This window comes from Chitinophaga sp. YIM B06452, assembly GCF_039655965.1.
In the GTDB taxonomy this organism is placed as follows: Bacteria; Bacteroidota; Bacteroidia; order Chitinophagales; family Chitinophagaceae; genus Chitinophaga.
In genome coordinates this window covers 132267-147094 of the sequence record NZ_JAWLKY010000003.1, presented here as the reverse complement: position 1 = coordinate 147094, position 14828 = coordinate 132267, and the positions used below count along the sequence as shown (strand labels likewise).

Below are 14828 nucleotides of genomic sequence, written 5' to 3'. Positions count from 1 at the left end.
CCATTTTTGCAACTTTAATCCCTGCATCACTCATCATGTCTAAAAGCGCCCCGGTCAACAAGCCTTCTTTCTTCCACCGTAAAGTGTTTATGGGCGTTACACGGCTGGAGATCATCCTCTACTTTTTGATATTCGCATGCCAGGGACTGATACTGGCGGTGCCGACGGCGCTCTCCAAAAAGGTGCATCCCTCCTGGCTCATCTCAGTAGCGGTGGATTCAGTGTCTATGGGCCTGGCCTGCCTGCCCGCATGGTGGCTGATCTTCCGCCGGTACAGGGACCGGCCGCTGAAGAAACGCTTTCTCCTCCACCTGTATGCCGCACCGGTGTATATCATTACCTGGCTGTTGATGATGGATGTGTACCACCTGGTTGCTGGCCGGCCGGTGCTGTCGTTAAAAGATTTTGCGCTGAGCTTTTTCCCGACCCTCGTTTTTTATGTCCAGGTGTTTGCCATGCTGCATGTATATCACTTCTACCTGGAGCGGGAAGCGCAGCTGCAGAAGGAAAAAGAATTATCGGCCCTGGCCTTCAACAGCGAGATCAATGCCCTGAAAGCGCAGATACAGCCGCATTTCCTGTTCAACACGCTCAACTCCATCAGCGCCAGCGTGCCGGCAGAACAGGAATCTACCCGTGAACTGATCGCCCGGCTGGCGGATACTTTCCGTTATTCGCTGTATTGTACCGAGCATGAATGGGTGCCATTGCGGGAAGAGATCCGTTTCATCCGCACCATGCTTGAAGTGGAGCACTCGCGTTTTAAAGACCGGCTTCAATTCAGCATTTCGCCGCTGAACGGGGCCGCTGATATCCTGGTGCCATCCATGCTGCTGCAACCTGTCGTGGAAAATGCCGTCAGGCACGGGATTGCCCCGAGCATAGACGGCGGGCGCATCAATATAGCGGTAGAACAGTTGCCGGGGAAATTGAAGATCGTGATCAGCGATACCGGCGTAGGGTATACCGGCGACCCGCGGGACCTGCTGGCTTCCCCCGGCGTTGGGTTGAAGAATACCCGCCAGCGGCTTGAGCTTTTATTTTCGGAAACCATACATATCACCCGCAACAAGCCTTCGGGCCTGATATTTACGTTCTATATCCATACCAATGCCCATGCAACGGAAAACAGCATTGATCATAGACGATGAGGAAGCGTCCCGTTTCCTGATCAGGGAATACCTGGAAGATTTCCCCGGGATAGCCGTTTCCGGCGAATGCCGCAACGGCGCGGAAGCCATACGAGACATTAACGCCATCCAGCCGGACCTCGTGTTCCTGGACATCCAGATGCCCGCCATCAACGGCTTCCAGGTGCTGCAGGAAATTACCCATATACCGCTCATCGTGTTCACCACGGCTTACGACCAGTTTGCCATCCGCGCGTTTGAGCTGAATGCGCTGGACTACCTGCTGAAACCCTATACCAGGGAACGTTTCAGCCTCACCATGGAAAAAGTGCGCCGGAACACCCAGGCCCGGAACCTGCACTTCCTCGCAGAAACCAATACCGGCAATTATCCCAGCCGCATATTCGTGGAAAAAGGCAACCGCCTGAAGAATCTCGCGGTGGATGATATCCTCTACCTGAAAGCGGAAAAGGATTACACACAGATACATACTGCCGGGCAGCCATACCTCAGCTCGCAGGGCATCGGCACGCTGGAACGGCGGCTGGACCCGGAAAAGTTCATCCGCATCCACCGCTCGCATATCGTCAACATCCTCCACATCAAAGAAGTATACCGGGACGTCAGCAAGATGTTCGTTGTGATGCAAAACGGCACGGAACTGAGCATCGGCCGCAATTACACGGAGAACCTCCGGAAGCTTATCTACTGAATTTCGTCGAAGGGCGCGGCAGTTGGTCCGGTGTACGGGCAGTTGGTCGATATAAACGCAAAGGCATTTGTTTCCCCGGTATTTTGTGGTTACAAAATCATTAGCATGAGAAGGATGATCATTTTCATACGCAGGTATTTGCTGCTGTTGCCCGGCAGGAGCCGCCCGCGCGTGCGGGTACAGGCTGGCAGGAACCGTTTGCGGGTGTAAAGCATTCGCCTTTACGGCTGCGAGGCCCAGCTGATAGCGTTCCTGAAAAGGGTGATATAGTCTGGATTGCGGAACAGGTCCGGTGAATGGCCCATGAAAATATAGATGTTCTTCCCCGGCATGCGCGGGTTGCTCCAGATCACCGGGTGGTCGCCCATCTTTTTATTTGTAGCGGGCGAATAGCTGTTTTCGTCTACACTGGCGATCACATGCACGTTGGGCCGCGGGCTTTTGTTATAGGTATACCATTCTTCTTTTTCTATCCAGAAAGCATTTTTAATTCCTTTCATGACGGGGTGCGCCGCATCTTCCACTACTACTTTCCCTTTTGCAAAATCCGCGATGTAATCTTTGAAACGGATGCCGCCCATGAAATCCGAAAACCACTGCCACATGGGAAAGCCGTCGAATTCGCCGAGCAGCGTGGCGTGATGGAAACCGATCCAGCCGCCTTTCCCGGATTGAATATAGGCCTCAAAAGCTTTTACCGCTGCGGGTTTCCAGGCATAGGGCGGGTAATCGAGCTGGATGAACAGCTGGAAATCTTTTAAGAAACCTTCATTGATCAGGTCGGTATTCTGTATGTATTCAATGCTGAAGTTGCTGTCTGCCGCCAGCTGATCCAGCCAGGGCTTTGCGGCGCTCGTGTAGGGAATGTGATGGCCGCCGGGCTCCGCGAGCACCAGCGCTTTGAAGCGCGGTATCCTGGCGGACTGTACAATTTCACCGGAAAGCAGGCAGGTAAGGGTGCTGCCATTTTTGGAAGAAGGAACGATCACGGAAGTATCAGGCCGGAGCATGGACAGGCTGAAGCCAGCCAGCAACACTAACACGATAACCGTTTTTAAAAGTTTGTGCATGAAGATGGGCGTTTATGTGGAAATCCCGGTACCACACAATCTACAGATAGTCACTGTTATTTACAATACTCATCCAGTCTGGCCACGGCGTATTCCGCGCCCAGGTCTTTCGCCTTTTTCCAGTCGCTGCAGGCGCCTGCCTGGTCGCCCAGGTGCTGCCGGGTATTGCCCCTGTTAAAATACACCATAGGATTGAGCGCATCCAGCTCCAGGGCTTTATTGTGATCCAGCATGGCGGCTTCATATTCGCCGGCATCGTCTTTATTCACTGCGCGGTTGATGTATGCTTCTTTGAATTCAGGGGAAAGGGAAATGGCCTTGTCGTAATCTTCGCGGGCTTTGGCGCCCAGCAGTATTTCCTCTTTGGCGATGGCGCGGGAATACCAGGAATTCGCGTTCTCCGGGAAGATGCGGATGGCCGTGGTGAAGTTGATCACAGCGGCGCCGAAGTTTCGCTGCCGGTACGATTCCATGGCCAGCTCAAAATAATAAGCCAGCCGGCCGGTGGATTCATCCTGGAAATCTTTACTGTCCGCCCCGGCAAAAGTGCCGTACCCGTCCAGCCGGCAATCGTGCTCATAACCTTTAATGGCCAGGTCTATAGCCCAGCACAGCAGGTTATCCGCGTCCACCGGGAACTTCGGGGAAAGCGTTTCCAGCTCCCACTGGCCGTTTTGCAGGCTGACAGACTTCGTTTTCATGCCATAGGCAGCAACCAGGAAGGCGGCCAGCTTTTCCAGCTTCTCCTGCGCATCCGATATAAAATACACGTCAAATTCCGCCAGGGCGTATTCAGGGAAACCGCTGCCGGTCATCCTGCCGTACACGTCTGCCGCAAGGATCACTTCTTCGGGAAATCTGGCGATAAACTGCTGCCGGGTGAAATATCTCTCTGCCATCCTGGTCAATTTTTCAGGAGGCAAATGTACAGGTTTATGCGGAAACGTTACCTGCCGTAGGCGCGGGATGTTTATCTTTGCGCCTATGCCGGCCTTTTCCCAGCCACCATTCCTCAACCTGTTCAGGCGTATTGCCAACATTGGCGTGCGGCCGGGAATGCCTTTTATTGAAGCCAGGCGTACGAAGCTGCTGAACCTGCTGGCCCTTCCCTGGGTGCCGCTGATGTCCATTTTCTGTATTGTTAACGCAATTCAGGGCCGGTACCTGCTGAGCTGCATCAACGGGCTGAATGTGGCTGGCAGCCTTGCCGTGTTCTGGCTTCACCGGCGGCAGCGTTACCTCAGCGCGCGGATGCTGCTGATCATTTACAGCATCGTGCTCTATTCTATGGCCGCCCTGATATACCGCAACGGCGCGGAATATTTCCTGCTGAACATCCTTATTATCACCATCCTGGTATACGATAACGCCTGGCTGACCTGCAGCCTTTCGCTGGTAACCATTTCCGCTTTCCTCATCATTCACTTCACCGGGGCCGAACAAGCCGCGCAGGTGCCTGTTCCGCGTATCGTTTTCAACGTGGCCTGCTCCCTGCTGTTCCCCATCCTTGCGCTGAGCTACTTTAAGCAGGTGCATGCCGATTACCAGCAGGAACTGGAGGCCAAACGCCAGGCCCTCGCCGCGCTTAACCGCGACAAGGAAAAACTGTTCTCCGTGATCGCGCACGACATCCGCGGGCCGCTTGCCACGCTGGAGCTGCTGCTGGACATGTTCCGCAAAGGCGAATACAACGAAAGCAATATGCTCGAAGCGTCCGAAGAACTGTATAAAAAAGTGCATCACCTCGGCGGGTCTATAGACAATATGCTGCGCTGGAGCATGGGGCAGATGCGCGGCATCAGGACCGCGCCGGAACACTTCCCTCCCGCCCCGCTGGCCAATGAAATACTGCAGATGTTCCAACCCGGTATCGAAGGGAAATCTTTACGTGTAACGCAGGAAGTGCAGGAAAATATTTTTGTGTATGCAGACCGCGAACAGGTAGCCGTTATCCTCCGCAACCTCATCAGCAACGCCATCAAGTTCAGCCACCCGGGTGGCCATATTCACTTTGCGGCCAGCCAGGAGAATGGCACCGTCACTTTCGCCGTGCGCGACGAAGGGATCGGTATTCCGCCGGAGAAGATGGGCGAGCTGTTCTCCTTAAAGACCATTCCCTCCTACGGCACCGGCGGCGAAAGAGGCAGCGGCCTGGGGCTGCTGCTGTGCCAGGAATTCACCCAGCTCAACAACGGGAAACTTGTCGTAAATAGCTCCCCGGGCAAGGGCACCCTCTTCACCGTTGTGCTTCCCGCCGGCACTCTTTCCAGGGAAGAAGAAGACGATGAGGACGATTTTTAAAAATGCCCGCCTGTGAGACCACGGGCGGGCTTTCATTTGTTATCACGTTACTACTTAAAAGTGCTCATCAGGCAATGACGAGTTTTTTACAGTGAACTTTACTAACAGCAAATTGAATTTTTAAGGAACGATGTCTTACATAGCCCCCCAGCTTTTGTTGGGTTTGGGCCCCATTTCCAGTTCGAGGGTGCCGCCGCTCACCAGTTGCCCGTGCGTAAATACCGGCTTCAGTAAAGGCTGGCCGTTGAACTTTGCGCTTTGAATGTATTTATTGACGACAGACGCATTATGCGCCAGTATTGTGAATTGTTTGTTGCCTGCCAGCTGTATGCTTACTTTTTCGAACAGCGGGCTGCCGATGCTGTATTCCGGAATGCCGGGCGTTACAGGATAGAAGCCCATGGAAGAAAAGACCACGAAAGCGCTCATCCCCCCGCCGTCTTCATCGCCGGGAATGCCGAAGATGTTGTCTTTGAACCATACGTCCAGTAAAAAGCGGATGCGCTTCTGTGTTTTCCAGGGGCTGCCGGTGTAGTTGTAGAGATACGGAATATGAAAGCTGGGTTCATTGCCCATGGAGTACTGCCCTGTGAGGCCGGTGGCGTCCGGGAAGATGCTCCAGAACTCGTATTTGCTGCGTCCCAACCCTTCGCGGTACAGCTGGTCCAGCGCGGCTTCCATCTCTTTGGCCCCGCCGAAAAGATCGCGCAGGCCTGCAATGTCGTGCTGCACCTGCCACTGGTAGGTGTAGCCGTTATTTTCATCATAGAACTCACGGCCGCCCATGCCCCCGTCTATCTTTGGGTCTATTTTGATCCAGTTGTCCTGGCCGTCTTTCGGCATGAACATCTTTACCTGCGGCTGCCAGAGGTTTTTGTAGTTCAGCGCGCGTTTTGCAAAAGCTGCTTTGTCACTATTTTTCTTCAGTTCTCCTGCCAGCTGGCCCAGCGCCCAATCGTCGTACGCGCCGCCAAGTGTTACCGCCACGGCCTGCCGCTTCTCGAAGCCGTGCACCATCGGGTCTGTTTCCTTTTCGCCTTTAGGCAAAGCCGGGAAAAAACCCTTGGTGAGATAAACGTCGTCCAGCGGGCCTTTGGGGCCATTGCGCCAGGGTAGCATGGTGGCCTCGCTGGCGTTTTTCTTCATGCCTTCGTATGCCTTTTCCACGTCAAAATTGCGGAGGCCTTTGCGGTATGCGTCCAGGAAAGTAACGGAGGAATGGAAGCCGTTCATGCAGGCATGATCACCGAAAAGCACCGGGAATGTGGGCATCCAGCCGCTTTGTTCGTACATATTCACATACGACTGCAGCATATCTTCTTCCTGCTGCGGGTTGAGGATGGTGCGGAGCGGGTGATGGGCGAGGTAGGTATCCCAGCTCCAGTCGTCCACATAAAACGGGCGCCTGGCGCCGGTGTGCACTTTTTTATCGTACCCGGAATAATAGGATCCGTCTTCCGTAATATCCACCATCCGTTCGTAGCAGCGGTACAGGGCTGTGTAAAAGGACCTGCGTTGCGCTTCCGTGCCGCCGGTCACCTGCACCTGGTTGATCACTTTGGCCCAGGCCGCTTCACCTTTCTTTTCCAGCGCATCAAAGGAAATGCCGTTGCCGACCTCTTTCCCGAAATTCTTTTTTGCCTGTTCCGCGCTGACGAAAGACACAGCATACCGCAGCTCTATCGTTTCCGGCGCGCCGGCCCCGAAGCTGATCTGCTGTTTCCCGGTGGCGCCGGGCGTGCTGAATTCGCCGTAGAGGAACACTTTTACATCGTCGTGCCAGGTTTCTACCGCGGCTACGCTTTTGTTGTCCAGCCATATCCATTCAAAGAAACCGCTGTTGTAGGGGCTGAACTGCAGGTGCTTTGGTTTGCCCGCCGGGAAGGTGAACCGGAAAATACCTGCTTTTTCGCCGGGCGTGTACCGTACCGTGATCTCATCATCTACCAGGTAAGTTTCGTACACCCATGGGCGTGTCACTTCCAGGTCGTGATCGTAAGTCATGGCCCCGGGCGCGGTGGCGCCGGTATGGGGTTTTACGGCGAATACTTCGCCGAGGCGGTGGGAAACCACCAGCAGCGGGAAACTTTTGACCTGGTCGTCGATATAATCCGCCCTTACCGGGTGCATGCGCATCACCTGGTTAGGCAGCTGCGCCGTGGGGCGGGTAGGCTGCAGCAGGTGGCCAACGTTCCCGATCTTCGGGTCCACATAAGGCAGGAAATCCTGCGCGAAGCCCTGGTGCATGAATAACAACAAAACACCTGTCCATTTTAAGCATTGTTTGAGCATAAGGTATATCCGTTAATTATTTTAAAAATCGTTGACAGTCAATATGCAACGGCACCTGCCTGCCCTATTTTGCCGGCTGGTACAGAGCGGTGGCGCTTTCCCCCTGCATCTTTAAAGCGGGAACAGGCAAACGGGAAGGCCGGGAAATGAGAACGGAAAGGGATGCGCCATGCGTGATCTGTTTTCATCGTGGAAACGTTCAGTGAAAAATCAGATCACAAAGTAAATTCGCGGGGCTTAACAGGGAGTATAATAAACGATTAACAGACCTATTAATTTCCGCGCATGGCCGGAATTAATGTGTTAATGGAGGATGTAGCCGGAGGAATGGCGGCGGTCTCTGCCCGGAAGCGCCCTGCGTTCACACTATCGGCTGAGTTCGAAAGATAATTGTTTTTTTAATAATGCTATAGAGACTGAAAGTAAATATTATTATTTATCTTTATGTAAATATTTATTGATAACCTGGATAAAGACAATAAAGCCCGGTCTTTATTCAATAAAATATATTGAAGGAACCCTTACCTATGAGGCCTCTTGCACTAGCTGTAACGGCAGCTATTTTATTTACCCTTTCGCTGCCTGCAAGAGGTCAGTTGCTTTCGCGCACCCCGCCGCCGGACACGGTAAGGTACCAGATGAAGGACGGGTCGTTCCTGGCTTTCCGCCAGGTGAATCTCAGCATGGGGGAGATCGGGTTCGAGATATTGGTGAGCAGCAATATCAAAAGCAAGAACGGGCCTAAGCTGGAATTCCGGATAGACCGGCCGAAGGGGAAAAAGATCGGTTCGCTGAAGATACCCGATACGGCGGATACGACCTTCACACTCAAGCTGACCGGGCAGTTGCGCAACGCGTTCGGCGTCCATGATCTTTTCCTGGTAGCTAAAGGCGAGGGCGAATTCCAGATCTCGGGCTTTGGGTTTATCCATAATTATTTTGCGGAGCGGTAGGGCGCTTTCCGTTTTGGCGTTCTATTGTTTTTTGTATTTTTCAAGCATGAAGCGAATAATCTGTATGGCTGCCGCGGCCATTTTAACCATTCACGTCTCAGCACAGGAAAAAAAAGCGGGCAACCCGGTGTTCCCGGGCTGGTATGCGGACCCGGAGGGGATCATCTTCGGGAAACAATATTGGATCTATCCTACCTTTTCGGCGCCTTATGGCAAGCAGGTGTTCCTGGATGCATTTTCGAGCCCTGATCTCGTTAAATGGACCAAACATCCGCACATACTGGACACCAATGCCATCCGATGGGCCAAACGGGCCATGTGGGCGCCGTCTGTTATAGAAAAGAAAGGAAAGTATTACCTGTTCTTCGGGGCCAACGATATACAGAACGACCAGCAGTTGGGCGGCATTGGCGTTGCGGTGGCAGACCGCCCGGAGGGGCCGTTCAGGGATCACCTGGGCAAGCCGCTGATCGATAAGTTCCATAATGGCGCACAGCCTATCGACCAGTTTGTTTTCCATGACAGCAACGGCCAGTATTACCTGATCTATGGCGGCTGGCGGCATTGCAATATTGCACGGCTGAAGGAAGATTTCACCGGCTTCGAGCCATTCCCGGATGGCACAGTGTTCAGGGAGATCACGCCGGATAAGTATGTTGAAGGCCCGTTCATGTTCCAGCGGAACGGCAAATATTATTTCATGTGGTCTGAGGGCGGCTGGACGGGGCCTGACTATAGCGTGGCGTATGCTATCGCGGATTCACCGATGGGGCCTTTTAAGCGGATCGGGAAAATATTGCAGCAAAACCCTGCCATCGCAAAAGGCGCCGGTCATCACTCGGTGATAAAGGTACCGGGTGAGGAAAGCTGGTATATCGTTTACCACCGCCGTCCGCTGACGGAAACGGATGCGAACAGCCGGGAGGTGTGCATAGACAAGATGGAATTTGATGAGCAGGGAATGATAAAGCCGGTGGAGATAACGGTGGAAGGGGTGAAGGCGAAGAAGTTGAAATGAGTATAAAATGAAAGAGGCAGTTTCAAATTGAAGCGACCTCTTTCATTTAAATCAAGAATATTTTCCTTGCGCTTTTTTTTCGCTTTTCTTCTGCGCGTCATCGCATTATATGCAGAAGTTAAAACAATATAGATTAAAGCGGCTATATCATTTATTTTCTCTCTTCTACTTCTTTCTTTTGCTGCCACTTCAATTCCTGATAAGCAAATATAGCTTTCACTTGTTCCATAAACCGATCCGCTTCTTCTTTAGTGCGGATAACCCTTGACAGGTTGTTATCAATGATGCGCTCATTTGAAGACCTTGCAGGTCTTCTAAGACCCGGGGTCTTGGGCATCTTCTCGATTTCATCAAGTTTCTGTTGTACGATCGGGTCCATATAATAAATTTAAGATTTTTTGTTTGTTTTGTTTTATTCTGACGTAACTGAAAGACATAATAACGATACAAATCTTTCAGCGGTCGCTGATAATTAAAATCTTCAGGCTTAGGCTGAAAAAAGAATTGTCCGTCGCTATCTGTTTCGAAATCCCCATTTCTTAGTAACCTTAAATACCAATCTACCCCAATAGCCTTAAAATATTCATCAAGATATTCCTTATTGGTAATAAACATACGATGATATAAGTAAGCTCTCGTATCATCAGAACCATCCAGCCCAATCTGGAAACTGGCATTCTTTTGAAGAAAATAAAGACAAAACAATAAGATGGTAGAAAATACCTTGTCAGGATTAGAATGAAAAACTCTCGCCATATCATCAATATTCCCCTCGCCATCCACAGGTCCAAACGCAAGATTATACGTATTCGGTAACATCGGATCATCCAATGCCTCAATACTCACTTTCAACAGTACCTCTCCACCCTCTTTTAACGGTACATAAAACGTCATAGCGGAAAAATCATCCGACACTTCCTCTAATTCAAACGTATCTCTTAGGTTAACTTTAATCATCCCAAATTCCATTTCAAAGACCAGACTTCCAATTTAAAAATTTGTTGCACACAGCAACGAAAAAAACGAAAATGAACAAAGAATGAACAGAACTATGGTTTTCAATGTTTCATAGTGAGAGAAGGCTGATCACGGTCACCCTTCCCGTTGACACTCCTCATTCCCTCATTTCTCGTAACCGCCGAAATTTACAGCATGAAAAAGATCATCGTAGCCCTGGATGGCCTTAAACTATCGCTCTCCGGCATCAAAACCGCCATCGACCTTTCCAAACAGGAAAATGCGCATCTCGTGGGTGTTTTCCTCGACGACTTTACGCGCAACAGCTTCAGCATGGAAGACGCTATCCACCAGGGCAACCTGAAAGAACTGTCTGAAAAAGATCAGCAGCAACGGGATATCGCCGTAAAAGAATTTGAATTCTATTGCCGCGAAGCCGGTATCAACCATGCGGTGCACCGCGACAAATCATTTGCCCTGCCAGACCTCATGCGGGAAAGTATTTATGCGGACCTCCTGGTGATCTGTGCAGACGAAACCTTCACCCGTTTCACCGAAGCGCCGCCCACCCGTTTCATCCGCGACCTGCTGAGCGGCGTACAATGCCCCGTGCTGATCGCCCCGCTGGAATATAAACCGCTGAAAAAAGTGATCATGCTGTACGATGGCGCACCCGCTTCTGTATTCGCCATCAAAATGTTCACCGGCACGCTCCCGGAAACCAACCAGCTGCCCGCGGAAGTGATCACGGTAAAGGATGAAGACCTTCACCTGCCGGAAAACAAGCTGATGAAAGAATTTATGAAACGGCACAATCCCCGCGCGCAATACACCGTGCTCAACGGCGAGCCGGAAGCCGCCATCCTGCACCGTTTACAGAAGGAAGGCGAATCCACCCTCGTGGTGCTCGGCGCATACCAGCGAGGCACGGTAAGCCGCTGGTTCCGCAGCAGCATGGCCGATACGATCCAAAAACACCTCAAATGCCCGCTGTTTATCGCACACAATTAACATTGCCCGGCTGGAATGAAACGCTAATTTTGCATAAAACTCCGAGCAATGGCCCTGCGTGAAGCCACCACTGAAGATATTCCCGCCCTGCACGCCATCCGCATGGCGGTGCGTGAAAATGTGCTCCGTAATCCCGGGCTGGTTACTGAAAACGATTATGTGCGCTACCTCACTACCGACGGTAAAGGCTGGCTGTTTGAAGAAGGCGGTGAAATAAAAGGGTTTGCCATCGTGAACACGCGCGCCCACGAAGTTTGGGCGCTGTTCGTACATCCTGATGCGGAAGGCCGGGGCATCGGCCGCCGCCTGCACGACGTTATGCTGGAATGGTACTTTGAATACTTTGAAGATACACTGCGCCTGGGCACTGCGCCCAATACCAGGGCGGAAAGATTCTATATCCGGAAAGGCTGGAAGAACCAGGGCATAAAACTGAACGGTGAAATAAAATTCACGATGTCCATCACCGATTACGAAAAAATGTAAGCCTATACCTGCTCTTTAGGTTTGGTAAAACCACGGCGCGTCATTTCTCCCCAGGCTTTCCGTTTCCTGAAAAAGTCGAAATAACCCCTAATGCCCGCCCACACCACGAATGGATGGAAAAAGAACGGTTCAGACAAAGCGGCCCATATCAGCCTGATGATCTCTTTCCTGCGCCGGTACTGGTTGTAGGTAAACACTTCCATGTAAATGGCGAATATTGAATTGAGATACCCGAAAAAGATGATGAACAGCAGGAAGGCAAAGAACATGTGCCAGTTGATCAGTCCCCAAAACGCCAGTAGCAGGAATACTATGAAACCCACGAATTCTATCAGCGGCGCCAGCATTTCAAAGAAAAGCCAGTAAGGGTAGCTCAGCGCCCCCAACAGGTCGTAGCGGGGGTTGAGGAATATTTTCTTGTGAAAACGCAGGGTCTCTATCGTCCCTCTCGTCCAGCGGTTGCGCTGGCGGTTGAGGATGGTAGCGGTTTCCGGCGCTTCCGTCCAGCAAAGCGGGTCGGGAATGTAGGTTACTTTGTAGGGAATATCCTGCTCGTGCATATAACGGCGCATGCGCACAACCAGCTCCATATCTTCCCCAACGGTATTCGTATTATACCCGCCGCAGCGGATGGCGATCTCTTTATCGAAAGCGCCAAAAGCGCCGGAAATAAGCAGCAGCCCGTCGAGCCTGGCCCAGGCCATGCGCCCCAGCAGGAAAGCGCGGATATACTCCAGCGCCTGCATCCGCGCAAGGTAGTTTTCAGGCAGGTACACCCTCGTCAGCCGCCCGTTCGTGATCTCGCAGGAGTTGGCGATCCTGATCACCCCGCCGGATGCAATCACTTTCTCATCGCCTTCTTCGAGGAAGGGTTTTACCATTTTAAGAATGGCATCGTGCTCCAGGATGCAGTCTGCGTCTATGCAGATAATATAATCGTTGCTGGTGATATTGATCCCCACATTCAGGGCATCGGCCTTGCCGCCGTTCACTTTGTCTACCACTACCAGTTTGCTGTAAGCAGGGTGCTTCGTTTTATACACGGCCTTCACTTCCTTCGTGGGAATGCGGTAATTGACATAAAAGTCCACTTTCTCCAGTTGGTAAGCATCTATCAGCTTTTGCAGGCTGTCGTCCTTACTGCCGTCGTTGATGACGACCAGCTCCAGCTTGTTGTAGTACAGCGACAGCAACGACCGTACATTCTCCACGATGGTCGCTCCTTCGTTGTAGGCCGGCGCCAGGATGCTGACGGAGGGAGCATGCGGCGATGCGGCCAGCAGCCTGTAATCCGTAATCTCGTTTTTGTTCAGGTATTCCCTGGTTTCGTTGATGGAATTGATGCCGATGAAAATGTAAAAGCAGATCAATATAACGGAATACAGGAAAATGCCCGTTACAATGATGTAGACTAATATTTCCGCAAGATCCTTCATCGTGCCATTTCGCTTTTGATGTGGAGGTAAATTTTTTCATACGGTTCACTCACAGCCGCCGCTTTATGCTGCAGGATGCCCAGCCCTCCTTTCACATTGCGGGCAATTGCCCTTGCCGCGCGCAGCTTTACAGCCGGGTCGTCGTTTTCCAGCTCGCGTTCCAGGAAAGGCAGCACCTCTTCGTTCGCAATGTGTTCCAGCGCTTCCAGGATCAGGGTGCGGTTGTGCTCGGTTTCCCAGAGATAACGGCCTTCCAGCACGGCGGGCGTTGCATCGTCGCCGATGCGCACCAGCGTCTGGATGGCCTGCCCGCGCACTTTTGGATTATCGTGTTTCAGGCAGGCAATGGCTTCGTCTTTCACCTGCATCTGCTGGTAGATCTCCGCCAGCTTCAGCGCAAAGATCACCACGCTGTCGTTGGCCGAAGCCAGCCAGGCCGGCAGTGCTTCAAAATGCCCTGGATCCAATGGCTGCAGCTGTTCCAGCAGTTTTACCTGCTGCCAGCTGTTCATGGGATATTTCAGCGTGCCGAGAAAAACCAGTCCTTTAAAACCGGAGAACGCCAGCAAAGCGGTTTGCGCTTCGGTGCGCACGTATTCGTTCCGGCTGTTGGTATATGGCTGAATTTGCGGCTGCAAGTCCCGCTGCTCCATCATGTACAGCTCATAAATGCCTTTCGCCTTTTTGTACCAGAGGCGGCTGTGGAATTTGCTCACCGAGCTTTTCTTCAGCCCCAGTTTTTCATATAGATAGATCACATTGCGGGATGCGAGACCAATAAGGTTCTTTTTGGTATTGATCAGCTGGTTGATAGCATATTGCCGCCCCACGCGGTATTTGCGGCGGTCCTGCAGTTCACCGGGTATTTCTATCTCCTCTTCTTCCGAAAATTCGCCCAGCAACATCTGCCCCAGCCATTGATCAAAAAATGCCTGCACATTCTTTTCTATCATAAAGCGGCGCTTGCGCAGGCGCAGGTAAAAGGAGGTGGAAATGAGTATCAGCAGGATGACCGCAGCGAATAACACGGTATAGGCATACAGCGTGTACTCAGGTACCGTAGTAGGTTGGATCGCGATCGTCATTGGGATTGAAGGAGCTTTTTAACACGGATAGATAGCTCGGTAAGGCTGAAAGGTTTGGTCATATAATCATCCGCCCCCAGCTTAAAGGCTTCTTCCACGATATTTTCCTGTCCCATGGTGGATAATACGATCACTTTGATCGGCTTGCCCTCAGATTGTTTGACGGCGCTTACGATCTCCAGGCCGGATACAGCGGGCAGCATGATGTCCGTCAACACCACATCCGGCTGTTCCGATCTGATGGAATCCAGCGCGGATGCGCCTTCTGCACAGGATATGACCTCGTAGCCTTCTTTCGCAAGCTTGATCTCGATTGTTTTGCGTATCAGGTTATCGTCCTCCGCAATTAATACTTTCATAACTGTAGGTTGTCTCGG

The 14828-nt window shown here is 51.9% G+C and carries 14 protein-coding genes; 7 read left to right on the top strand and 7 right to left on the bottom strand.

The window, feature by feature from the left end; all coding sequences use genetic code 11:
• Positions 1 to 35: 35 nt before the first annotated feature.
• Both R3I13_RS17530 and R3I13_RS17525 read left to right on the top strand, forming a co-directional pair.
• Positions 36 to 1151, top strand: a complete 1116-nt coding sequence (locus tag R3I13_RS17530) for a histidine kinase (protein WP_346319255.1) — start codon at positions 36 to 38, stop codon at positions 1149 to 1151.
• The gene (locus tag R3I13_RS17525) at positions 1117 to 1842 is read left to right on the top strand and encodes a LytTR family DNA-binding domain-containing protein (protein WP_346319254.1); all 726 of its coding nucleotides are present in this window, start codon (positions 1117 to 1119) and stop codon (positions 1840 to 1842) included. Before R3I13_RS17530 ends, R3I13_RS17525 begins: the two co-directional genes overlap by 35 nt.
• 221 nt (positions 1843 to 2063) lie before the next feature.
• Here the strand turns inward: R3I13_RS17525 and R3I13_RS17520 are convergent, their stop codons facing one another.
• Positions 2064 to 2912, bottom strand: coding sequence for a ThuA domain-containing protein (locus R3I13_RS17520; RefSeq protein ID WP_346319253.1), 849 nt, complete (start codon positions 2910 to 2912; stop codon positions 2064 to 2066).
• A gap of 56 nt (positions 2913 to 2968) precedes the next feature.
• A complete protein-coding gene (locus R3I13_RS17515) occupies positions 2969 to 3811 on the bottom strand; it encodes a hypothetical protein (protein ID WP_346319252.1) in 843 nt (280 codons plus the stop codon).
• Positions 3812 to 3896: 85 nt separating this feature from the next.
• Here R3I13_RS17515 and R3I13_RS17510 point away from each other — a divergent pair, with 85 nt between their 5' ends.
• Positions 3897 to 5213: a HAMP domain-containing sensor histidine kinase gene (locus R3I13_RS17510; RefSeq protein WP_346319251.1), complete on the top strand. Its 1317-nt coding sequence runs from the start codon at positions 3897 to 3899 to the stop codon at positions 5211 to 5213.
• 135 nt (positions 5214 to 5348) lie between these two features.
• On the opposite strand, the gene R3I13_RS17505 is transcribed toward R3I13_RS17510, so the two are convergent.
• Positions 5349 to 7472, bottom strand: coding sequence for a GH92 family glycosyl hydrolase (locus R3I13_RS17505; RefSeq protein ID WP_346319250.1), 2124 nt, complete (start codon positions 7470 to 7472; stop codon positions 5349 to 5351).
• Between the two features lie 560 nt (positions 7473 to 8032).
• Between R3I13_RS17505 and R3I13_RS17500 the strand changes: the two genes are divergently transcribed.
• Both R3I13_RS17500 and R3I13_RS17495 read left to right on the top strand, forming a co-directional pair.
• On the top strand, positions 8033 to 8458 hold the full coding sequence (locus R3I13_RS17500) for a carbohydrate-binding protein (RefSeq protein ID WP_346319249.1): 426 nt from the start codon (positions 8033 to 8035) through the stop codon (positions 8456 to 8458).
• A 46-nt stretch (positions 8459 to 8504) separates the two neighbouring features.
• Positions 8505 to 9476 carry a glycoside hydrolase family 43 protein gene (locus R3I13_RS17495; RefSeq protein WP_346319248.1) on the top strand — a complete coding sequence of 324 codons (972 nt, stop codon included), beginning with the start codon at positions 8505 to 8507 and terminating at the stop codon, positions 9474 to 9476.
• Positions 9477 to 9692: 216 nt separating this feature from the next.
• Here R3I13_RS17495 and R3I13_RS17490 read toward each other — a convergent pair whose 3' ends face one another.
• Positions 9693 to 10433 carry a hypothetical protein gene (locus R3I13_RS17490; protein ID WP_346319247.1) on the bottom strand — a complete coding sequence of 247 codons (741 nt, stop codon included), beginning with the start codon at positions 10431 to 10433 and terminating at the stop codon, positions 9693 to 9695.
• Between the two features lie 195 nt (positions 10434 to 10628).
• Between R3I13_RS17490 and R3I13_RS17485 the strand changes: the two genes are divergently transcribed.
• Complete coding sequence (locus R3I13_RS17485; protein WP_346319246.1) at positions 10629 to 11444, top strand: universal stress protein; 816 nt, start codon at positions 10629 to 10631, stop codon at positions 11442 to 11444.
• 48 nt (positions 11445 to 11492) lie between these two features.
• On the top strand, positions 11493 to 11930 hold the full coding sequence (locus R3I13_RS17480; RefSeq protein ID WP_346319245.1) for a GNAT family N-acetyltransferase: 438 nt from the start codon (positions 11493 to 11495) through the stop codon (positions 11928 to 11930).
• A gap of 2 nt (positions 11931 to 11932) precedes the next feature.
• Here R3I13_RS17480 and R3I13_RS17475 read toward each other — a convergent pair whose 3' ends face one another.
• The 3 genes from R3I13_RS17475 to R3I13_RS17465 are packed head-to-tail and all read right to left on the bottom strand — an operon-like array spanning position 11933 to position 14810.
• Positions 11933 to 13366 carry a glycosyltransferase gene (locus R3I13_RS17475; protein ID WP_346319244.1) on the bottom strand — a complete coding sequence of 478 codons (1434 nt, stop codon included), beginning with the start codon at positions 13364 to 13366 and terminating at the stop codon, positions 11933 to 11935.
• Positions 13363 to 14451, bottom strand: coding sequence for a HEAT repeat domain-containing protein (locus R3I13_RS17470; protein ID WP_346319243.1), 1089 nt, complete (start codon positions 14449 to 14451; stop codon positions 13363 to 13365). Before R3I13_RS17470 ends, R3I13_RS17475 begins: the two co-directional genes overlap by 4 nt.
• Positions 14448 to 14810, bottom strand: a complete 363-nt coding sequence (locus R3I13_RS17465; RefSeq protein WP_346319242.1) for a response regulator transcription factor — start codon at positions 14808 to 14810, stop codon at positions 14448 to 14450. Before R3I13_RS17465 ends, R3I13_RS17470 begins: the two co-directional genes overlap by 4 nt.
• Positions 14811 to 14828: the final 18 nt, after the last annotated feature.